This window comes from Lentibacillus kapialis (assembly GCF_014646635.1).
Classification (GTDB): domain Bacteria; phylum Bacillota; class Bacilli; order Bacillales; family Amphibacillaceae; genus Lentibacillus; species Lentibacillus kapialis.
This window is the reverse complement of sequence record NZ_BMNQ01000037.1, coordinates 15,632-36,097: the sequence shown is the minus strand read 5'-3', so window position 1 is coordinate 36,097 and position 20,466 is coordinate 15,632. Positions and strand designations below refer to the sequence as shown.

Here is a 20,466-nt window from a genome sequence, read left to right as displayed (position 1 = left end):
GTGACACGTGGAGCTGACGGATACTAATCGATCGAGGACTTAACTAATCTTTAGCGCAAACGAATGCCGCTCTTATTCAGTTTTTAGGGTGCAACAAAAAATCCCTTGCATTTTTCATGAAAAATGATTATAATTGAATCTGTTGTCTCAGACAATCGTTGATTTTAAAGTACATGCAACACTATTATCTCATATCGCGGGGTGGAGCAGTCTGGTAGCTCGTCGGGCTCATAACCCGAAGGTCGCAAGTTCGAATCTTGCCCCCGCAACCAAAATTATTTAACCTGTCTACGTTGATCAAATAGCAAAAGTATTGGACTGCATCGAATGTTTATCGGTGCTTTTTATAACTGAACAGTACTTTGTAATTCAACTAAAAGTGACCATTGACCACAGGGTCCGGTAGTTCAGCTGGTTAGAATGCCTGCCTGTCACGCAGGAGGTCGCGGGTTCGAGTCCCGTCCGGACCGCCATTTTAAATTAAAAAATGTGTTGTATATAAACATGATTTTTCATTAAAATAAATAGTATTTAAAATGACCGTTTTCCTTGACCGTGAAAGCGGTCATTTTTAAAAAGATATGAATGTATAAAAATTCAAGGTGTCATAATACCCAATACCGTGGTATTTTAGTGTACCAACGCTGGACAGTCTAGGTGATTCAAATCCACACAATAACTTTATTCTTTAATGTATGTATCGTAGCTGAAGTAAGGTCCTCCCCCTGAGGGGTTGGATTGACTGGTTGTCCTCTGCGAAGAGGGATTTGGAGGCTCTGCAGGCAAAGCAAAGCCCGCAACAATATGTGAACAAAAAGTGGCGGCGATAATAGGGTAGGAAAATCCGCTTCAAATGTCAGCTAAGCGGTGGGAAATTCAATTAGGACTAAAATAGAGCGATTTGTGTCCAATTAGCGGAACGAGAATCCATACTGTTTGGAAAATTTAACTTCAGCGGATTCTCATTCCGCTATTTGCGTCAATTAATGCTTTTCCAACACGTTAGCGGATCCTCATTCCGTTATTTCCTCTTTCCGTCTTAGTTTTGTCCTGATTTTAGCCGAATAGCGGAATGAGGATTCATGATACCACTAAATAGGGTGATTTATGTCCATTTAGCGGAAGGAGGATCCGTTAGGTTTGGATAATCCAGTTTAGGCGGACGCTCTCTTCCGTTATTTGTTTCTTTGGATCGTGAACCTGGGTGGTTACGGTAGAGGCCGTCGGATGCTGTGAGCATTGTGGCTGGGGGTATCCGGTGTATTATAGAGTCATACATGGAAGGAATATAAATTATCGGGTCTCCTTTGACGAAGATAGAAAAAACCGGGCCGTACGTTGTCCGGTTTTTTAATAACGTCAGAAAGTATAAATGATGGATGACCTTATAAGAAACGAACATGGCTACGCCTTCTCGTAGCCACCATCTACCATGAAAATGAATGTCTGCACCAACTATAGTATAGCTCGTTCGCCATTCTGCTAAATTTCCTTTTTAAGCTGTTTTTGCTATTATTGGTATAAACAATGATTGGTGATGAAAATGGATGAATTTACTTTTATTGATGCGATAAAGCAACATACATATAAACAGTCTTCGATTATCAAAGGTGTTGGTGATGATGCGGCAGTGTTTCGTCAGCCTGCGCAGGATGTTGTCACTGCCGTCGATGTTTTTGTTGAAAACGTGCATTTTTCCAGATCCGTTATGACCCCCTTTCATATTGGCTATCGTGCACTTGCAGCCAATATCAGTGATTTGTCTGCTATGGGAGCTGTGCCGGCGTCCTATCTTGTTTCAATCGTTATACCGGATTTCTGGAGTGAAGATGAACTGCACGATATGTATTCAGGTATGGCCGAACTGGGGAGTGCTTACGGAATGGATTTGATCGGCGGAGATACAGTATCCGGTAAAGAACTGACGTTATCTATCACAGCATTTGGCTATGTTAACCGGAACAAAGCAAGATACAGAAGTGCTGCAAGACCGGGTGATATTGTATTTGCAACCGGTACGTTGGGGGATTCGGCAGCAGGTCTTTTTATGCTCAATAATCCTGATGATTATAGTGATGAGGCGTTTTATTATCGCCGACATCGAATGCCGACCGTTAATGCTGAATTTGCCAGCGCGTTGGATTTCCTCCCCCGACTGGCATTAAATGATATCAGTGATGGAATAGCCAACGAAGCGAATGAAATTGCACAAGCTTCGCAAGTCAGCTTGACCATTTATGAAGAGAGACTGCCTGTCAGTTCACAATTTGGCCAATTTAGTGATGAACAGCAATTTAAATGGAAATTGTTCGGCGGGGAAGACTTTGAATTAATTGGCGTTGTTCCGAAAAGCAGATGGGCAGATGTCCTAAAAGCAGCCGACTTATCACAAACACGGATTACTAAGATCGGTCACGTGGACAAACTTGGAGATACTGGTCCTGTAGTATCCTTAGTTGACCACCGTCAGCTCAAGAGACGCTTAGAGCAAAAAGGCTATACCCATCTGAAGCAGGTGAGAAAATGAGTCATTACCAGATTAAGACACATTCTGATTTGGAAACCAAACATGTTGCCGGGCAACTGGGTTTATTTTTAAAACCGGGCGATGTCGTCACATTGGAAGGTGATCTTGGAGCGGGCAAGACGACCTTTGCTAAGGGGCTTGCTTCAGGGCTCGGCGTTACACGTGTTGTCAACAGTCCCACGTTTACCATCATTAAGGAATATCAGGGAGAGATTCCATTTTACCACATGGATGTTTACCGCCTAGAGGAATCCGAAGAGGATATAGGGTTTGAGGAATATTTTAATAGTTCGGGCGTCTGTCTTGTAGAGTGGGCACACTTCATCAGCGAATTCCTGCCTTCTGTATATCTTGAAATTAAGATAGCATACATCGATGAAAACACCCGTTTATTGGACTTTTTTCCAAAGGGTACACATTTTGACTCAGTTGCCACCGAATTACTCGGTGCGCTATAAGGAGTTCTTTTAATAATGAATATACTTGCGATCGATACATCAAATCAAATACTGGGGGCAGCTTTACTGAAAGATGACCAGTTAGTGGGCAGTATTATGACGAATATCAAAAAGAATCATTCTGTACGGTTAATGCCGGCTATCAATCAGCTGATGTATGACGTCAGTATGACACCTGCAGAACTGGATAAAATTGTAGTTGCAAAGGGCCCGGGTTCATATACAGGTGTACGGATTGGGCTGACGACGGCAAAATCGATGGCATGGTCACTCAATATACCGGTAGTAGGGATTTCCAGTCTTGAAGCACTTGCGTGGCAGGGGCGTTTTTATAATGCCTATATATGCCCATTTTTTGATGCACGCCGGGGTTTGGTTTTCACGGGGCTGTACCACAAAAAAAATAATAAACTTGAATTGGCTGTTAAAGAAAAAAATGTACTGATGGAAGATTGGCTGAAAGAGCTCGCTGATACCGGTCAGGAAGTTCTTTTTCTAAGCCCGGATATAACGAAACATGAAGAACAAATACAGGCGTATATGGGCAAAAGAGCTAATATTCCGGAAGGGCCGTTCCACATGGCGGACCCATCACATTTAGCATTTGCCGGCTTAGATGTTCAGCCTGACAGTACACACGGCTTAATCCCGAATTATCTGCGACTGGCGGAAGCGGAAGCCAAATGGTTGAAAAAGGAACACGAGAAAAATGGCTGATATCGCTATTCGTCAGATGAAACTGTCCGACGTTGACGCGGTCCTGGAAGTCGAGAAAAGCACGTTTTTGGCACCATGGCCAAGGGATATTATCGTACGGGAATTGACCGATAATGATTATGCACACTACTGTGTTCTAGTGATTGATCATCAGATTGTCGGATATGCAGGAATGTGGCATGTGATTGATGATGCACAAGTTACCAGCATTGCCATTACACCTGCATTTCGGGGGCGAAAATTGGGACAAACACTTTTTTTACACTTATTGGAGAAGGCGATAAAGATGGGAGCAAAACGGCTTTCGCTGGAGGTTCGGGTTACCAATACCGTAGCACAAAGGATGTATCGGAAATTTGGCCTTGTTCCCGGCGGTATCCGTAAAAATTATTATACGGATAATCAAGAAGATGCTATTGTGATGTGGGTGAATTTATCATGAAAACGGACAAATATATTCTCGGTATTGAAACAAGCTGTGATGAAACGGCTGCGGCGATTGTGGAAAATGGAAAAGACATTATCTCCAACGTGGTGGCTTCGCAAATAGACAGTCACAAACGATTCGGTGGGGTGGTCCCGGAAGTTGCATCACGTCACCATGTTGAACAAATCACAGTTGTTTTGGAGGAAGCATTTGAGCAAGCGAATATGACATGGGAAAAGATTGATGCGATTGCTGTCACTGAAGGACCGGGGCTTGTCGGTGCACTGTTGGTTGGTGTTAACGCTGGAAAAGCATTGGCATTTGCCAAACAAAAACCACTGATTGGTGTGCATCATATTGCCGGTCACATTTATGCCAACAGGTTCGAACGCGAATTCGAATTTCCGCTACTCGCTCTGATTGTCTCCGGTGGACATACGGAACTTGTTTTGATGAACGGACACGGCTCTTATGAATTAGTTGGTGAGACACGTGATGACGCAGCAGGCGAGGCCTATGACAAAGTTGCACGTATGCTGGAATTGCCATATCCCGGGGGGCCGCAGATTGACCAATTGGCTGCCGAGGGGGAGGAATCGATTGACTTTCCCAAAGCATGGTTGGAAAATGATAGTTTTGATTTTAGCTTCAGCGGTTTGAAATCATCGGTTATCAACACGATCCACAATGCTTCACAACGCGGGGAATCATTAAGCAAGGAAGATATTGCCGCCAGTTTCCAATCAAGTGTTGTTGATGTACTGACAACCAAAACATGGAAAGCCGCACAGAAATATGGTGCACAACAAGTGATTGTTGCCGGTGGCGTTGCGGCTAACCAGGGTTTACGAAAGGCATTGGCCGCCAAATTTGGTGATACGAATATTCCTTTGTTGATACCATCACTAAATTTGTGTACAGATAATGCGGCTATGATTGCCGCTGCTGGATTTATTACCTATAAACAAGGGAAACGGTCGGGTTGGGATTTAAATGCCAATCCATCTCTAATGCTTAATTAATATCCACAGACTTATTCACATCTATGTGGATATTTTTTATAATGTCAGAGATGGGTGTTTTGGAAAATGTGGATAGTTATTGTGGATAAATATCGGTTGTTTTGGGGGAAATGTGTATAACCTTGTGATGATTCGGTATAAATGCTGTTGATCCGTGCATATGTTTGTGGATGAATTAAAAGACGTTTGGGAAACCCCAAACGTCTTTTAATTCAATTTGAGCTGTGCTAACTTGTACCGGGAATGCGCTAAATACTGATCAATGGTTTCGACTATTCCTGTAATGACGTCCATTCTTCCATCTGCTGTTCAATTTCCTGCTTTAATTCGCTTGTTTGCTTTGTAAGCTCGCGTGACTTTTCGTGATCTTCATATACTTCCGGATCTGTCATTTTCTGTTCAAGTGCTGCGAGCTCTGCTTCCTGCTGTTCAATGGATTCCTCGAGCTCACTTATCCGGCGCTCTTTTTTTCGTTTATCCCGTTGAAGTTGCTTGTCTTCCTTGAACTTCGCTTTGCCCTGATTTTCAGATTGCACCGTTTCTTCTTTCTGCAGCAGCTTTGCAATTTCGGCTTCTTCCTGTTTCTTTTCAAGGTAGTAGTCATAGTCTCCCAAATAGATAGTCGCACCATCATGTTGCATTTCCACAACTTTGTCAGCAATTTTATTGATAAAATAACGGTCATGGGATACAAAGATAATGGTTCCCGGGAAGTCTGCCATGGCTGCTTCCAAAACTTCTTTACTGTCAATATCCAAGTGGTTGGTCGGTTCGTCGAGCACGAGCAGATTGGCATGTTGCATCATGAGTTTGGATAGTGACAGACGTGCTTTTTCACCGCCGCTTAATGAATTGACCACTTTTTTGACATCATCGCCGGAAAAGAGAAAATTTCCCAATACCGTCCGGATATCTTTTTCGTCAATATCCGGATAGTCATCCCAAAGTTCGTCCAGCACGGTTTTGGCTGAATTCAGCATCTGCTGTTCCTGATCGTAATAGCCGATTTGAACATTGGTGCCGATTGTGATCGATCCCGACGCTGGCTTTAGCTTTCCGAGAATGGTTTTTAATAAGGTTGTTTTTCCTACTCCATTTGGGCCGACCAGAGCAATACGCTCACCGCGTTTGGCATGCATCGTGATATTGGAAAACACCGGTTCACTGTCATATTGAAAAGCAAGCTGATCAACTTGCAATACATCATTCCCGCTTGATCGATTGATCCGGAATGAGAATGATGCTGATTTTTCATCCCCCTTGGGCTTATCCAGTTTTTCCATCTTTGCGAGTTGCTTCCGCCGGCTTTGGGCACGCTTGGTTGTTGAAGCACGTGCAATGTTACGTTGAATGAAATCCTCCATTCGCTTAATTTCGGTCTGTTGTTTTTCATATTCTTTTAACTCTTTTTCGTAATCCAGTGCCCGCTGTTTTAAATAATAGCTGTAGTTGCCGTGATATTTTTTTGAGTGGTGCCGGCTGACTTCATAAACGATTGACACGGTTTTATCAAGGAAATATCGGTCGTGTGATACAATTGTGACGGCTCCAGGGTAACTGACCAGGTAATTCTCAAGCCAGGCCATTGTATCGATATCAAGATGGTTGGTCGGCTCGTCCAAAATTAATAGATCCGGCTTTTTCAATAACAGCCTTCCAAGCGCCAGCCGGGTCTTTTGACCACCGCTCAGTTCGTTTATGGGCGTGTTATAATCGTAGTCTTGAAAATTGAGTCCTGTGAGAACAGCTTTAATGTCTGCCTCATACCGGTAGCCGCCACCTGCCTCAAAAGCTTGTTGCTTCCTGTCATAATCCAGGAGGAGCTGTTCATATTCTGTCTTTGAAAGAGAATCAGCCTGGCCCATCATTTCCTCTAATTGTCGCAGTTCCCGCTGTTGTGCAAGCAGATCATCAAATACTGTAACCATTTCATTCCACATAGATTTATCTGACTCGAGGCTACTGTGCTGTGTCAGGTAACCGATGGAAAGGTTCTTGGGTTTAAAAACCTCACCTTCATCATAAGAAAGCTCTCCAGCCATAATTTTTAAAATGGTTGATTTTCCGGCACCATTTCTGCCGACGATCGCGATTCGGTCGTTTTCATTTATTTCAAGTTTAATATTGGCTAATATTTCTTCGGCTCCAAATGACTTGGAAACGTCATTGAGCTGCATTAATATCATTGTTTTTCACTCCATTCCATCCAAGTGTACCGCATTCCGATTTGGAAGGGCAATCATATTGTGAACTATATCACGACTTAATCATTTTTTTCTGATAGAATAGGGATAGAAAAATGATCGAAATGGGGCTGATACGATGTCTGACTTCACACACTTAAATGAGCAGGGAAGAGCACGCATGGTTGATATCAGTGAAAAGCAGGAAACGGAACGCACGGCCACGGCTGTCTCCAGCATTCAACTCACAAAGGAATTATATGAAAAAATCACATCCAACACGATGAAAAAAGGAGATGTTTTGGCAATCGCACAAGTGGCAGGAATTATGGCTGCCAAAAACACATCTGATTGGATACCCATGTGTCATCCATTGCAGTTGAAAGGAACAGATATTGCATTTGACTGGACGATTGCAGATAATATATATGAACTGCAAATTGAAGCATCAGTCAAAACAAAAGGGTCAACCGGTGTAGAGATGGAAGCGTTGACAGCGGCCTCAGCAACAGCGCTTACGGTATATGACATGTGTAAGGCACTTGATAAAGGCATGATAATCGGCCAAACCTATTTAGTTAACAAGACCGGCGGTAAATCAGGAGATTATCACCGGGGTGTCGAGGAGGACTGACATGGAACAGGATAAAATACCGCAGGCAACGGCTAAACGGTTGCCATTATATTATCGGTTTTTAAATAACCTGAATAACCAAGGCAAAAAACGCGTCTCATCAAAAGAACTGAGTGAAGCAGTTAAAGTCGATTCAGCAACCATTAGACGTGACTTTTCTTATTTTGGCGCACTGGGCAAAAAAGGGTATGGATACAATGTGGAATATCTGCTTGGATTCTTCCGGAAAACACTGGATCAGGATGAACTGACTGAAGTGGCTCTGATTGGGACGGGAAACCTTGGCACTGCGTTTTTACATTACAATTTCCTTAAAAACAATAGCACAAAAATCGTGATGGCCTTTGATGCGGATTCTGATAAAGTCGGTTCAGATATTGGCAGTGTGCCTGTTCATCATATAGATGAACTGGAAGCGAAAATGGGAGATATATCAGTGGCTATTTTGACTGTTCCGTCTGATGAGGCGCAATCGATTACGAACCGGCTCGCTGATTTCGGTATTTCCGGAATTTTGAATTTTACCCCTGCGAGAATTACAGTGCCATCATCGATTCGCGTCCATCACATTGATCTGGCGGTCGAATTGCAATCGCTCGTTTATTTTCTAAAACACTATCCACTTTCGAAGTGAGCCGCCTTAAAGCAGAGTGCGTTTGTAAAAAAGCATTAAAAAAGAAGCAGTACGTCTGACTACTTCTTTTTGTTATGTTTCTTTATTTTGAAATGAATGATAAACATGCGTATGCCGACGCCAAAATCGAGTGTGGCAAAAAAGGCGAGCAGTATGGTGATGAAATTCCAGATTGTCTCATCCGCACTCAGAATAGCTACATAGGTAAATAATATACCTAAAAACAGGTAAACAAACCCCATCAACGTTGGTGATACTTTCATAAAAACTTAGCCCCCAATCAATATCAACTGCATTTTGTCCAGCTGATTCATCATTTTTTCAATTTTTTCCGGATCAAGTAATAGCTGGATGATAACGGATATTGAATTCATAACCATGTGTGCAATAATCGGCACGATAATACGTTTTGTCCTGACATAAAGAAAGGCAAAAACAAATCCAATGGAAGCGTAGATCAGGATATGTTCAGGCTCTCCATGTATAATGCCGAAAACGAACGCGGAAATCGCTGCTGACAAGAAAAAACCGAGACGTTTGTAAAGTTCTCCAAAAATGATTTTCCGAAAGACAATCTCTTCCAGAATCGGCGCTACAATTGCTGTAACGACTACAAAAAAAGGAACGGTCCGGGTGATATCCATAATCATTTGCGTATTTTGCGAGCCAGGTGTTATACCTAATACATAGGTTTCGATCATAGTGGCTGCATAATTGGCGAAATAGGCCATGAATAAACCGGCAAGAGACCATAGTACGATTTCGCCAGCTGATGCAGCATTTCGATGCGGCGTTGTTTTCATATCCGGGCGCAAGAGAAACAGCACAACGACAAGTGCTGCAATAAAACTAAAAATAGACCAGTAAATGGTTGCTTGCATTTCCCCAAGTGGTGTCACCAAATACAGGAGCGGTGCAAATAATAACCCGGAAAATTGCATGATGATATACGTTATAATCACATACCAGTAACGATTCGCCAAAATATAACGACTCCTTTATTGCTCGGTTGATATAGTATATGTATTACATTTAAATCTAAAAATTACAATCTACATTTTAGCATAAATGACGTCTCGTTTTATAATGGTACGGGCTGAACGACGGTAATCGTAAAAATCGAAAAATAACGAAGGAAATGCTTGCATTTTATAAATGAATTATTTATTATAATAATTGGAATTAGCACTCACCAAGTTGGAGTGCTAACAAAATCCTTCAAATACATGAAAAAGGAATTAAGGAGGTTGTCGACATGATTAAACCACTAGGAGATCGTGTTGTAATTGAGCTTGTGGAGCAAGAGGAAACAACAGCAAGCGGCATTGTTCTTCCGGATTCTGCACAGGAAAAACCCCAGGAAGGCACTGTCGTTGCAGTAGGTTCCGGCCGCGCAACAGACCAAGGTGAGAAAGTTGCGGTGGAAGTGAATGAAGGAGATCGTGTTATTTATTCAAAATTTGCCGGAACTGAGGTAAGCTATTCCGGAAGTGACTACTTAATCCTGCGTGAAAATGACATTTTGGCTGTAGTGGAGTAATTTATAGTCGGAATAATGTCGGCACATAAACGAAATTCCAAGGAGGCGTTTTAAATGGCTAAAGAACTAAAATTCAGTGAAGAAGGCCGTCGTGCCATGCTGCGCGGTGTCGATACACTGGCAGATGCCGTTAAAGTAACATTGGGACCAAAAGGTCGTAATGTTGTATTGGATAAAAAATTCGGTTCACCGCTCATCACAAATGATGGTGTAACCATTGCCAAGGAAATCGAACTGGAAGACCATTTTGAAAACATGGGTGCCCAGCTCGTATCAGAAGTTGCATCCAAAACAAATGATGTTGCCGGTGACGGTACAACAACTGCGACTGTACTTGCCCAGGCGATGATCCGTGAAGGACTGAAAAACGTGGCATCCGGCGCTAACCCGGTTGGAGTCCGTCGTGGTATCGAACAAGCTGTTGAAGCGGCCGTGAATCAATTGAAAGGCATTTCCAAACCGATTGAAGGCAGAGACTCCATTTCCCAGGTTGCAGCTATCTCTTCCGACGATGATCAAGTCGGCAACCTAATTGCTGAAGCGATGGAGCGTGTTGGTAATGACGGTGTTATTACCATTGAGGAATCAAAAGGTTTCAACACTGAACTTGAAGTGGTTGAAGGTATGCAATTCGACCGCGGATATGCTTCTCCATACATGGTAACTGATCAGGATAAAATGGAAGCTGAATTGGAAGATCCATATGTCCTGATCACTGATAAGAAAATCGGTAATATCCAGGAAGTACTGCCTGTACTCGAACAGGTCGTTCAGCAAGGCAAGCCGATTTTGATCATTGCTGAAGATGTTGAAGGCGAAGCGCTCGCAACACTGGTTGTCAACAAACTGCGCGGAACATTCAACGCGGTAGCTGTTAAAGCTCCTGGATTCGGTGACCGCCGTAAAGCAATGCTTGAAGACATTGCAACCATGACCGGTGCTGAAGTCATCACAGAAGACCTTGGACTTGAGTTGAAGAACGCTACAATGGAACAGCTTGGCCGTGCCAACAAAATCGTTGTAACAAAAGACAACACTACGATTGTTGAAGGCGCCGGCAACCCTGATGCAATCTCTCAGCGTGTTTCACAGGTTCGTGCACAAGCTGAAGAGTCCACTTCTGAATTTGATAAAGAGAAACTGCAGGAACGCCTTGCAAAAATGGCCGGTGGTGTCGCAGTCATTAAGGTCGGTGCAGCAACCGAAACCGAACTGAAAGAACGTAAACTTCGCATTGAGGATGCGTTGAACTCAACACGCGCTGCCGTTGAGGAAGGCCTTGTTTCCGGCGGTGGAACAGCATACATCAATGCTCTTGCAAAGATCGGCGCACTTGATCTGACTGATGATGAAGCAACGGGAGCAAACATTGTGCTTCGTGCGCTTGAAGAACCAATCCGTCAAATCGCGCACAACTCCGGCATGGAAGGCTCCATCGTCGTTGAGCGCCTGAAAGGTGAAGACGTCGGCATCGGCTTTAACGCATCAAACGGCGAATGGGTCAATATGATTGACGCAGGTATTGTTGACCCGACAAAAGTTACCCGTTCAGCACTGCAAAACGCCGCATCCGTTGCAGCAATGTTCCTCACAACAGAAGCTGTAGTGGCTGACCATCCTGATGATAATGATGGCGGCGGCGGTGCACCTGACATGGGTGGCATGGGCGGTATGGGCGGCATGATGTAACGGTCGCCCAAGTCCATTGATATGAGTGGTTTTAAAAGTGTTAAATAGTTAGTTGACCACAATTTGACCACATTCTCTGGAAAAATTGAATGATTTTATAATTGATGAATGCCTCTCATTAGTTCTCCGAATTTTTGAGAGGCTTCTTTTTTTCGGCTTTTTGTTACATGCAAATAAACCTGTGTGGTCGTATCATCATCAACGTGACCTAATCGTTCCATGATTTCTGGTAAACTAACCCCGGCTTCAGCTAAAAGTGAAGTATGAGTGTGACGAAAGGAGTGCGGTGTTAAGTATTCTTTCTCACCCATTTTCTTTAATAATCTGCGCATTCTATTTTCAATGGTTTTAATGAAGTCAGGATAACCCATATATTCTCCAGATTTCGCAAAAACAAAACCCTGGTCATAATAAAAATCACGGTATTGCATTTTCAATTTATTCTGTTGCGTTTGATGTTTTTCAAGTTCTTTCAAAACTATTTCATCAATGCCTATAGTCCTGATAGATCCTTTATTTTTTGGAGGAACTAATCTATATTTAACCGTATTATTATTTGGATTGTATAAAGTTTTGGTAACACTGATTTCTTGTTTTTCAAAATCAATATCCTTCCACTTCAAAACAACAAGTTCACCGGCTCTTAAACCAGTATAAGCTAATGTCAGGAAGATAATATAATCACGTTCTAGTCCCCAAACTTTAGCAGCTTGTAAAAATCCTGCAAGCTCTTCTTTCTCTAAATAAAGCTCCTTCACTTCTTGACTTTCGATCTCTTCAACCGTTTCTTGTTTTTTAGGCATCTCCGCAAATTGCGTAGGGTCTTTTAATATTTTATTTTTTTTCATAGCCTCTTTAAAAATCATGCTGGCGCAAGCGTGTATGTTGCTTATGGTGTTTACCGCATAGTTCTTTTCGAAGAGATTATCTAACATATGCTGATACTGATCCAGTGTTATTGATTCAAGCTTAGAGGGACCGAGATAATGATTAAGGTGTTTTAGATTTTTTCTCCTCACATTGACTGTACTTACCTTATTGCGCTTTTTATATGACCCGAACCATGCGGCAGAAAATTCCTGAAAGGTAATATTTCGGTCCAGAGACATGCCCATATTGTCTTTGATTCCTTTTATTGCCTGTTCAGCTTTTTTCTTTGCTTCCTTTTTAGTATCAGCTCGTCGAGTTAGTTGCCGGCGTTTACCGGAGACCGGATCCTTTGGTCCCTCCTCAGTATATTTCCACTTATATCCTTGTTTGTTTTTGGCTTTAACTTTTTGAAAGTACCCCATAATTAGACTCCTCTCTGAGATTATCATAGAACTAAAAGTAGTAGTAAAAACACATAATTCTACTATGTTAAATAGAATAGATGATTGTTTTATTAGTAGTTAAAATAATAGGAGACAGTTTTTTTTCTATCTATTTGAGTTATCAACCCTTGAATCTCTTCATCAGTAGCACCATTCTTTTTAAATTCCTCAATTAATTTTTTGAAATCGGGTTGCTCGTAAAAAGGTAAATCATCGTAAACATCGATCTCGTCCAAGTGATAATCCTCTGGAAATTCACTGCATTTTAAAAGTTCTTCATAAAATAGTGTTCCGTTTATTTGCCTCTCATAATGCAAAAGACGTTCATCTGCAAAGTCATGAGTAACCCCAAACGTTTCAGCAATCAAGTTTATAGCTTGATTTCGATACTTAGGCATATTGAGTTCCAAAAGCATAAATGTTGGTACTGTGAAGTGCAATGCAAAATTACGTGCTTTGGCTTCTTGCATATGCCGAAAATCTTCCGGCATCCCTAGTTGAATTCCTACATGAAGCAACACATGGCCTAATTCGTGTCCGAAAAGTTCTCGCTGTCTATTTTTGTGTAGACAGGGATCAATGAACATGGTTCCGTCTACTGATAGTGGTATCTTCTGATAATAAATACTGATACCTAGTCTTGCGGCAATATCCTCTATCGGATGTTTAGGTTCTTTAATCCCAATTCTGCAGTATAGTTTTTGAATGGAATCTTCTAAAGGTGTAGTGATGTATTTCATGATATCCCCCTTAAAGGAAACGTATGTTCTATTTAATTATATAAAAAAGATGCACATCATTTTGCGCATCTATTTACTACTATTCACTGATGGGTCTATAGAGAGGCAATGACTAATTTTATTAAGTGGCATTTTGCTAAGTTGTCTAATAGTCCCATATACACACGGCCTTTATTGAGTGTTAATCAAAAGCACCCTTGTATTGTGCATTGCATGTTATGCTTCTATTTCTTATTCTCTTCCTCTCTACGTTGCTTTTCTTTATAAATAGTATACTCAAGGTGATTTTTTATATCTTCAACAGCTTCTGGACTAAGATTTCTAATATCATCTATGTTGTGAAAGAATAAGTCTTCAATTCCGAGATCCTCTACAATTTCTTTTAAGGCTGTTAGGGAATCGAAGTCATCCTCTTTTGTAGGTTCAGGATCTTCAGAATTTCCTATTAACCAGTCAACTGAAACTTCATATAGAGTTGCCATTTTATTAAGAGTTTGAGTATCAGGGTCACGGTAGTTTCTTTCATATCCAGATAATGTCCCATTTGATATCCCAAGTTTTTTACATGCATCTACTTGTTTATATCCAGCTTTTACTCTAGCTTCTTTTAGGCGTTTACCTAATACATTCATCGTTTACACCTCAAATTAAACATAACATTCTTAAGCGTATTGTTAAACAAATTAAGCGAAAAGCTAAAAAATATTTAAGAAACCCTTGACTTTAGCGTATTGCGTAATTATAATAAAAACAAATTAAGCGTTACGCTTTATTAGAAGGAGGACTAACATGAAACCAGTCCATGAAAAAATTGAAAGCATTCGTAAAGAAAAGGGGGTAACTAAGACTTTTATCGCTCAAAAGTGTAATAAAACCGTAGCCTGGTACCACGGAATTTCAACTGGTAAGCGTAAGTGGATCCTCATGTTCGATTTTAGCTATTAGAAACAGAAAAGAGTCAGCTGTTTGAAAGCATGATTGGATCAAGCTACACACTACCTTTTGGTAAGCTCATAATTTGGCTATACCTTTCTTGTGTATCTTTTTCTTTATCAAACCATCTCTTAGCAATTCTATTAGTATTTTCTTCTAGTGAATTTTGATTAAATCCAGTATTAATTATCTCCATAACTAAAGTATGTAACTCAACTTTCTCACTCGCAAATTTGTAAGCTCTTTTATTTTTATTTAATCGACTCTTCTTTATTAAATCAATTATATACTCCTCCATAGCACCTTCTGTTGCACTTCTTTTTATAAGGCTTTCATTCTCCAAGTCCATACTATGTACTGAATCAAAAATATTTTCCACTAGTATCCCCTCTTTGTCTTTTTAGATTTTATTTCTACAAAAGAGGACTATTTTCCTGCTTGTTTTACAAATTTATTTTAATTATTTCCTATAGTAACGAATTTTGAATATTTCATTGGCACTGCACAAACTAAATGGGCGGACTCGGCTTCAAAGGGCTGTAATTCCCTCTTTTCAACATCTCGCAGCAGCGAGGCTTTTAACCATTTCAACACCTATTATTCTATACAGCCCAAAGTGTACCGACACTTAATAGCATGGTGGTTGCATGTTCATTTAACTCCTGTATTATTTCATAACCAATAAATTGACCAAGCAACATTTTTACAACTATACTTCGCCAATTATCGCTATGACGACTTTGGCCTTTTCTTTTTTAACTGTTTGTTCATGGTTCAGGAAAGCAATTAGAAGCAATTTAATCCATTTCAGTCCATAGCAAAACAATGATAGCCTACTATTGTTGAGAGTTATTATATCATTACATTTCAAGTTATTTCACTTGGCATGACACCAATTTTATCACCACAAACATAAACGAAATCAAAATATTTATGTCTTTACAAAAATGATATAGATAGCCAACTTAATTGTTATTGTTGCTGTCTTTATTTTTTTTTCTTCTTTCAAGCGACAGAAAGAATGCGGTAAATAAAGCAATTCACATAGGAATGTGTTAAACTTTTGTTATATGTAACTAGTTAAAAGAAGGATGATTTAGGTGAAGGTATTCAATAACTACCTGAATGAATTAAATAAAAATTTACAATTGAATAATGCTACCGAACATACTCATAGAACAGCTTTAAAAATTATGATTGAAACAATTAATGAAGAGATTATTGCTACTAATGAACCGAAGAGATCAGATTTTGGTGCTCCAGATTTTATTATTACTCAAGGGCAACACTCCATTGGTTACGTAGAAGCTAAAGATATAGGTGAAAATTTAGATGATGTCGAACAAAGTGAACAATTAACAAGGTATTTAACTAGTTTAGACAACTTGATTCTAACTAATTATCTTGAGTTTCGATGGTATGTCCAAGGTGAGTTTAGATACTCAGCTAAGATAGGCAAATTCAATAGAAATGGAAAAATAGAAATAGTTACTCATGAGTATAAAAAGCTAAAAGATTTATTAGAATCCTTTTTTGCTTTGGAAACTCCCAAAGTTACTAGTTCAGAACTTCTCGCTTCAAGAATGGCTGGCTATTCAAAATTAATTCACGATATTATAAAAGAAATTTTCAGAAGTGAAAATCAATCTGATGCATCAAGCATCCATAAGCAATTGGAGGCTTTTAGAGAAATCCTTATAAACACACTTAACCCTGATGAATTTGCAGATATGTATGCACAGACTATCTGTTATGGCCTGTTTGCATCAAGATTTAACTTTAAAAAAAGTGTTAATGATGAACCGTTTACGAGAATGAATGCAGTGTATTCAATACCTAAAACCAATCCCTTTCTTAGGAAGATGTTCAATCACGTAGCTGGACCTGAGCTTGATGAAAGAATCGCATGGGTAGTTGATGATTTGGTAAAAATGTTTAGGGAAACGGATATAACCCAAATACTCAATGATTTTGGAAACAACTCAGGTAAATTTGATCCTGTATTACACTTTTATGAAACTTTCCTAGCATCATACGATGAAAAACTAAGAGAAGTAAGGGGCGTATATTACACTCCTGAATCAGTAGTTTCCTATATTGTTGAGAGTGTTGATACTGTATTAAAGAGTTCATTTGATCTTGCGGATGGTTTAGCAGATACATCAAAAGTTAGAGTAAATAAAATAGAAAGTGAGAAAGGTAAGAGAAAAACCGAGGATGTTCACCGAGTACAAATATTAGACCCTGCTACAGGTACAGGAACATTTTTACATAGTGTTATTAACAAAATTTATAAATACTATGAAAATAACAAGGGCATGTGGTCGGGTTATGTTTCAGAGCATCTTTTACCAAGGTTACATGGATTTGAAATTTTAATGGCTTCATATGCTGTGACTCATATGAAATTAAGTTTGCTTTTACAAGAGCTGGGATATAAATTTGAATCTCCAGAAAGACTACAAGTGTATTTAACCAATACACTTGAAAAACCAAACGAAATAGCGGGAACAAACCTATTTACACATTGGTTAGCAGAAGAGTCTAATTCAGCTAGTAAGATAAAGACACATAACCCAGTAATGGTTATTGTAGGTAATCCTCCATATTCTGTGAATTCTGTTAATACAGGAGAGTGGATTATAAAACTTCTAAAGGGTGAGGACACCTATAGTGCTAAAGCTATAGATCAAACCTTCAAAAGCCCAGAAAAATTAATTAGTAACTACTTTAAAGTTGAGGGTAAGTCCTTGGGTGAAGCTAATCCGAAAAATTTATTGGATGATTATGTGAAGTTTATTAGATTCTCGCAATGGAAAATAGAAAGAACAGGGTATGGGGTTCTTGGTTTAATTACTAACCACGGTTATCTCAATAATCCAACTTTTAGAGGTATGAGAGAAAGCTTACTAAAAACATTTGATGACATCTATATTATTAACTTACACGGAAACAGTTCGCGTAAAGAAACTTCACCGGATGGTACGGTTGATCAAAACGTTTTTGATATAAAACAAGGAGTTTCTATAGCCATTTTTGTAAAGAAGCAATATTCTCAGAAGCAACATGGGACTGTGTATTACAAGGACTTATGGGGAAGAAGACAGGAGAAATATGAATGGTTAAACAAAAACAATATCTCTTCTACTAATTGGGATAACGTTTTAAAGCCTAGTAGTCCCCACTATTTATTCACTCCACAAGATCTAAAAAAAGAAAAAGAGTATCTAAACGGTTATAAACTAGATGACATTATGCCAGTTAAGGTGACAGGTATTAAAACGCATAGGGATTCATTAGTATTCGGTTTTACCGAAGAGGAACTTCACAGGAAAATAAGTGATTTTATGAATCCAAACATTTCGGATGATGAAACACGTTTTAAATTTTTTGGTACCACTGCTAAAGGAAATAATCTTGCGGGGGACAATAGTGAGTGGAAGATGGCGCAAAAAAGGAAAACTATATACAAAGATGACAATTGGAAAAATGTAATTGAGGAATGTGATTTAAAACCTTATGACAAAAGATATATTTTCTATCATAACGATGCTATTGATCGTCCAAAACGTAAAATTATGAGTAACATGTTACGAACAAACCTTGCGTTGGTAACAGTAAGACAAGTGGCAGAAGATGAATTCAATCATGTATTTGCTACGGATTCGATGATAAATAATCGTTATACTCTGAGTAATCGTGGGACTGCGTTTATGTTCCCTCTTTATATATACCCTACAAAAGAAGAGATCGAGAACAATCTATTTACTGAGGATCATAAAGATGCTAACTTTACTGAAAAATTTGTTAACGAAATTTCCAACGCCTTAAACCTTAAATATATTTCTGATGGAAAAGGTGATTTACAACGTACAATAGGTCCGATGGATTTCTACAATTATATTTATGCTATTCTAAACTCTAATTTATATAGAGAAAGATATGTCTCATTTTTAAAAACTGATTACCCAAGAATACAATTCTCATCCAATATATCATTGTTCAAGTCATTAAGGGACTTAGGTGAACAATTAATGAAAAATCATGTGGAAGTTGATGGTGAAATAACTACCAGTTTCCCAGTTGCCGGGGATAATATAGTCAAAGAAGTTAATTTTGAATCAACAAATGAACATTTGGGTAAATTGTTTATAAATAAATGTCAATACTTTGATAATGTTCCTATAGATGTATGGAATTATTGGGTAGGAGGATACCAGATATCTTCAAGATGGTTAAAAGATAGGGTTGGTCGAAAATTAAGTTTTAATGAACTAGAGTATTTTCAAAAGATGGTTGGTTCAATTGTAAAAACAATTAACTTAACTCAAGAAATAGATCAAGTATTAAAAGTTTACGGTGGTTTGCCAATAAAGATGTAAAGAGTGTTTATGGGTTTCCTTGTTTGTTTTCTCTCTTTTTAAATTCGGTACGTTATTTGCCCCTTTTTTACCCTTACTTTCAATCTATAGGGTGGGATTTTTTAATTGAAAAATAATGAATGGTCATGCTAACGCATAAGTTGTCTGCCTATGAATTAGGGCAGAGTAATGAATGCTGATAAAATTGCGTCATGAATTTTAGATACTCCGCCATTGGTTCTCCACTTCAAAGTTAGGAATTCGTATAATTGTTTTTTTACCATCCCTTCTACTGAACAACCCTGATTGAACAATTTCAAGACTAAGGACACGAATTTTCTCTTTGTAAAATCAGGGTGTACTCTATCCAAACAATAAAACGATTAAAAGTTAAGCGTATTTATTTCAAAATAAATAAGTGTGATTCCTATATTTCCATATCCAGTTTCTGTATCTGTTCTTTATCCTTTTCTTTATCTTGCTTAAGATTTAATTCTTTCATTTCAAAATCACTTAACTCTTTATCTGTCAACGCTCTATCATAAGCAACTATTCCATGTTTACCCTCATCATCATCAAACTCAACAAATCCTCTTGGCTGATCTGTGGTTTGTTTAGGAAACAAGCAGGCCCAACGGTAATTTCCATAAGCCGGCGTAAATACCGCCATTTGAAATGTATGCATCGATCCTCCAATCGTCAGTTTGACTTCACCCCAATCAAATTCGCAAACATCTCCGGGAAGATACGTCTCTTTGATAAAAGCCTCTTTTGGCCTGTGTTCCAACTGTCTTACCGTTCGCCGAACGGTACTGTAACTAATATCCACCTTCTCAGCTTCGAGTGCCTCATACATGTCAATGATTGTTTTCTGTTGTTTAGTTTGCCCTTTGTGGCGTTTCTCTTGATTTTCCTGCAGAAATTCCTGAATCCGCAATTCAATCTCTGATGTTAATTTTCGTTTGGGCCGATTACCTGTTTTATAGGCAGGTTTCTCCGTCAACGATTCAATCAAGGCTTCGACATGGACACCTCCCTCCATAAGACGACTGCGTTTTTTTTCGTACTCCCTGACGTATTTACTGACGGTTTCCCGATGGATTCCTGTATCCCTGGCAATCTGCCGCATCGACCTCCCTTCGTGTGCATACAGAATTAATGCCTGGTATTTCTGGTTCATTGTGATCATCTCTCCTGCCCCCACTTGTATGTTTTATACAAGTGAGATTATCAATCTACTGGCCGGATTTTCAATGAACATGGTGGTCGATTTTTAAGTTACCATATA

The 20,466-nt window shown here is 39.5% G+C and carries 18 protein-coding genes, 2 tRNA genes and 1 pseudogene; 13 read left to right on the top strand and 8 right to left on the bottom strand.

What is annotated here, in order from left to right; all coding sequences use genetic code 11:
* Nucleotides 1–195 precede the first annotated feature (195 nt).
* From IEW67_RS12090 to tsaD, 7 genes are all read left to right on the top strand, one after another.
* Nucleotides 196–272 (top strand) — tRNA-Met (locus IEW67_RS12090).
* Nucleotides 273–396: 124 nt separating this feature from the next.
* Nucleotides 397–473 (top strand) — tRNA-Asp (locus IEW67_RS12085).
* 1,070 nt (nucleotides 474–1,543) lie between these two features.
* Nucleotides 1,544–2,527 (top strand): thiamine-phosphate kinase, encoded by a 984-nt coding sequence (gene thiL, locus IEW67_RS12080; RefSeq protein ID WP_188633332.1) that lies wholly within the window; start codon nucleotides 1,544–1,546, stop codon nucleotides 2,525–2,527.
* Nucleotides 2,524–2,985: a tRNA (adenosine(37)-N6)-threonylcarbamoyltransferase complex ATPase subunit type 1 TsaE gene (gene tsaE / locus IEW67_RS12075; protein ID WP_188633331.1), complete on the top strand. Its 462-nt coding sequence runs from the start codon at nucleotides 2,524–2,526 to the stop codon at nucleotides 2,983–2,985. Before thiL ends, tsaE begins: the two co-directional genes overlap by 4 nt.
* A 15-nt stretch (nucleotides 2,986–3,000) precedes the next feature.
* A complete protein-coding gene (gene tsaB / locus IEW67_RS12070) occupies nucleotides 3,001–3,702 on the top strand; it encodes a tRNA (adenosine(37)-N6)-threonylcarbamoyltransferase complex dimerization subunit type 1 TsaB (protein WP_188633330.1) in 702 nt (233 codons plus the stop codon).
* The gene (gene rimI / locus IEW67_RS12065) at nucleotides 3,695–4,144 is read left to right on the top strand and encodes a ribosomal protein S18-alanine N-acetyltransferase (RefSeq protein WP_188633329.1); all 450 of its coding nucleotides are present in this window, start codon (nucleotides 3,695–3,697) and stop codon (nucleotides 4,142–4,144) included. Before tsaB ends, rimI begins: the two co-directional genes overlap by 8 nt.
* Nucleotides 4,141–5,151 (top strand): tRNA (adenosine(37)-N6)-threonylcarbamoyltransferase complex transferase subunit TsaD, encoded by a 1,011-nt coding sequence (gene tsaD, locus IEW67_RS12060; protein ID WP_188633328.1) that lies wholly within the window; start codon nucleotides 4,141–4,143, stop codon nucleotides 5,149–5,151. Before rimI ends, tsaD begins: the two co-directional genes overlap by 4 nt.
* 272 nt (nucleotides 5,152–5,423) lie before the next feature.
* Here tsaD and IEW67_RS12055 read toward each other — a convergent pair whose 3' ends face one another.
* A complete protein-coding gene (locus IEW67_RS12055) occupies nucleotides 5,424–7,337 on the bottom strand; it encodes an ABC-F family ATP-binding cassette domain-containing protein (protein ID WP_188633327.1) in 1,914 nt (637 codons plus the stop codon).
* A 136-nt stretch (nucleotides 7,338–7,473) separates the two neighbouring features.
* Between IEW67_RS12055 and moaC the strand changes: the two genes are divergently transcribed.
* Complete coding sequence (moaC, locus tag IEW67_RS12050) at nucleotides 7,474–7,968, top strand: cyclic pyranopterin monophosphate synthase MoaC (RefSeq protein ID WP_188633326.1); 495 nt, start codon at nucleotides 7,474–7,476, stop codon at nucleotides 7,966–7,968.
* A gap of 1 nt (nucleotide 7,969) precedes the next feature.
* On the top strand, nucleotides 7,970–8,602 hold the full coding sequence (locus IEW67_RS12045; RefSeq protein WP_188633325.1) for a redox-sensing transcriptional repressor Rex: 633 nt from the start codon (nucleotides 7,970–7,972) through the stop codon (nucleotides 8,600–8,602).
* Nucleotides 8,603–8,661: 59 nt separating this feature from the next.
* Here IEW67_RS12045 and IEW67_RS12040 read toward each other — a convergent pair whose 3' ends face one another.
* Entirely contained in the window at nucleotides 8,662–8,865 is a 204-nt protein-coding gene (locus IEW67_RS12040) for a YdiK family protein (RefSeq protein WP_188633324.1), read from the bottom strand.
* Nucleotides 8,866–8,871: 6 nt separating this feature from the next.
* Nucleotides 8,872–9,585 (bottom strand): CPBP family intramembrane glutamic endopeptidase, encoded by a 714-nt coding sequence (locus IEW67_RS12035; RefSeq protein WP_188633323.1) that lies wholly within the window; start codon nucleotides 9,583–9,585, stop codon nucleotides 8,872–8,874.
* Nucleotides 9,586–9,857: 272 nt separating this feature from the next.
* Between IEW67_RS12035 and groES the strand changes: the two genes are divergently transcribed.
* On the top strand, nucleotides 9,858–10,142 hold the full coding sequence (gene groES, locus IEW67_RS12030) for a co-chaperone GroES (protein ID WP_188633322.1): 285 nt from the start codon (nucleotides 9,858–9,860) through the stop codon (nucleotides 10,140–10,142).
* A gap of 54 nt (nucleotides 10,143–10,196) precedes the next feature.
* A complete protein-coding gene (gene groL, locus IEW67_RS12025; RefSeq protein WP_188633321.1) occupies nucleotides 10,197–11,831 on the top strand; it encodes a chaperonin GroEL in 1,635 nt (544 codons plus the stop codon).
* A 95-nt stretch (nucleotides 11,832–11,926) separates the two neighbouring features.
* On the opposite strand, the gene IEW67_RS12020 is transcribed toward groL, so the two are convergent.
* From IEW67_RS12020 to IEW67_RS12010, 3 genes are all read right to left on the bottom strand, one after another.
* Nucleotides 11,927–13,123: a tyrosine-type recombinase/integrase gene (locus IEW67_RS12020; protein ID WP_188633320.1), complete on the bottom strand. Its 1,197-nt coding sequence runs from the start codon at nucleotides 13,121–13,123 to the stop codon at nucleotides 11,927–11,929.
* 92 nt (nucleotides 13,124–13,215) lie between these two features.
* Nucleotides 13,216–13,884 carry an ImmA/IrrE family metallo-endopeptidase gene (locus IEW67_RS12015; protein ID WP_188633319.1) on the bottom strand — a complete coding sequence of 223 codons (669 nt, stop codon included), beginning with the start codon at nucleotides 13,882–13,884 and terminating at the stop codon, nucleotides 13,216–13,218.
* Between the two features lie 224 nt (nucleotides 13,885–14,108).
* Nucleotides 14,109–14,516: a helix-turn-helix domain-containing protein gene (locus IEW67_RS12010; protein WP_188633318.1), complete on the bottom strand. Its 408-nt coding sequence runs from the start codon at nucleotides 14,514–14,516 to the stop codon at nucleotides 14,109–14,111.
* A gap of 157 nt (nucleotides 14,517–14,673) precedes the next feature.
* Here IEW67_RS12010 and IEW67_RS12005 point away from each other — a divergent pair, with 157 nt between their 5' ends.
* Nucleotides 14,674–14,829 (top strand): hypothetical protein, encoded by a 156-nt coding sequence (locus IEW67_RS12005; protein WP_188633317.1) that lies wholly within the window; start codon nucleotides 14,674–14,676, stop codon nucleotides 14,827–14,829.
* A gap of 43 nt (nucleotides 14,830–14,872) precedes the next feature.
* Here IEW67_RS12005 and IEW67_RS12000 read toward each other — a convergent pair whose 3' ends face one another.
* Complete coding sequence (locus tag IEW67_RS12000; protein ID WP_188633316.1) at nucleotides 14,873–15,196, bottom strand: hypothetical protein; 324 nt, start codon at nucleotides 15,194–15,196, stop codon at nucleotides 14,873–14,875.
* Nucleotides 15,197–15,917: 721 nt separating this feature from the next.
* Between IEW67_RS12000 and IEW67_RS11995 the strand changes: the two genes are divergently transcribed.
* Nucleotides 15,918–19,199: a type ISP restriction/modification enzyme gene (locus tag IEW67_RS11995; protein WP_188633315.1), complete on the top strand. Its 3,282-nt coding sequence runs from the start codon at nucleotides 15,918–15,920 to the stop codon at nucleotides 19,197–19,199.
* 580 nt (nucleotides 19,200–19,779) lie between these two features.
* Here the strand turns inward: IEW67_RS11995 and IEW67_RS11990 are convergent.
* Nucleotides 19,780–20,358 (bottom strand): annotated as a pseudogene (locus IEW67_RS11990) (helix-turn-helix domain-containing protein); the annotation flags it as partial.
* Nucleotides 20,359–20,466 lie beyond the last annotated feature (108 nt).

Coding starts and splice junctions, on each gene's coding strand:
- IEW67_RS12020 (WP_188633320.1), bottom strand. CDS start 13,123: ATGGGGTACTTTCAAAAAGTTAAAGCCAAAAACAAACAAGGATATAAG.
- groL (WP_188633321.1), top strand. CDS start 10,197: ATGGCTAAAGAACTAAAATTCAGTGAAGAAGGCCGTCGTGCCATGCTG.
- IEW67_RS12015 (WP_188633319.1), bottom strand. CDS start 13,884: ATGAAATACATCACTACACCTTTAGAAGATTCCATTCAAAAACTATAC.
- thiL (WP_188633332.1), top strand. CDS start 1,544: ATGGATGAATTTACTTTTATTGATGCGATAAAGCAACATACATATAAA.
- tsaD (WP_188633328.1), top strand. CDS start 4,141: ATGAAAACGGACAAATATATTCTCGGTATTGAAACAAGCTGTGATGAA.
- IEW67_RS12045 (WP_188633325.1), top strand. CDS start 7,970: ATGGAACAGGATAAAATACCGCAGGCAACGGCTAAACGGTTGCCATTA.
- tsaB (WP_188633330.1), top strand. CDS start 3,001: ATGAATATACTTGCGATCGATACATCAAATCAAATACTGGGGGCAGCT.
- tsaE (WP_188633331.1), top strand. CDS start 2,524: ATGAGTCATTACCAGATTAAGACACATTCTGATTTGGAAACCAAACAT.
- IEW67_RS12010 (WP_188633318.1), bottom strand. CDS start 14,516: ATGAATGTATTAGGTAAACGCCTAAAAGAAGCTAGAGTAAAAGCTGGA.
- moaC (WP_188633326.1), top strand. CDS start 7,474: ATGTCTGACTTCACACACTTAAATGAGCAGGGAAGAGCACGCATGGTT.
- rimI (WP_188633329.1), top strand. CDS start 3,695: ATGGCTGATATCGCTATTCGTCAGATGAAACTGTCCGACGTTGACGCG.
- IEW67_RS12005 (WP_188633317.1), top strand. CDS start 14,674: ATGAAACCAGTCCATGAAAAAATTGAAAGCATTCGTAAAGAAAAGGGG.
- IEW67_RS12040 (WP_188633324.1), bottom strand. CDS start 8,865: ATGAAAGTATCACCAACGTTGATGGGGTTTGTTTACCTGTTTTTAGGT.
- IEW67_RS12055 (WP_188633327.1), bottom strand. CDS start 7,337: ATGATATTAATGCAGCTCAATGACGTTTCCAAGTCATTTGGAGCCGAA.
- groES (WP_188633322.1), top strand. CDS start 9,858: ATGATTAAACCACTAGGAGATCGTGTTGTAATTGAGCTTGTGGAGCAA.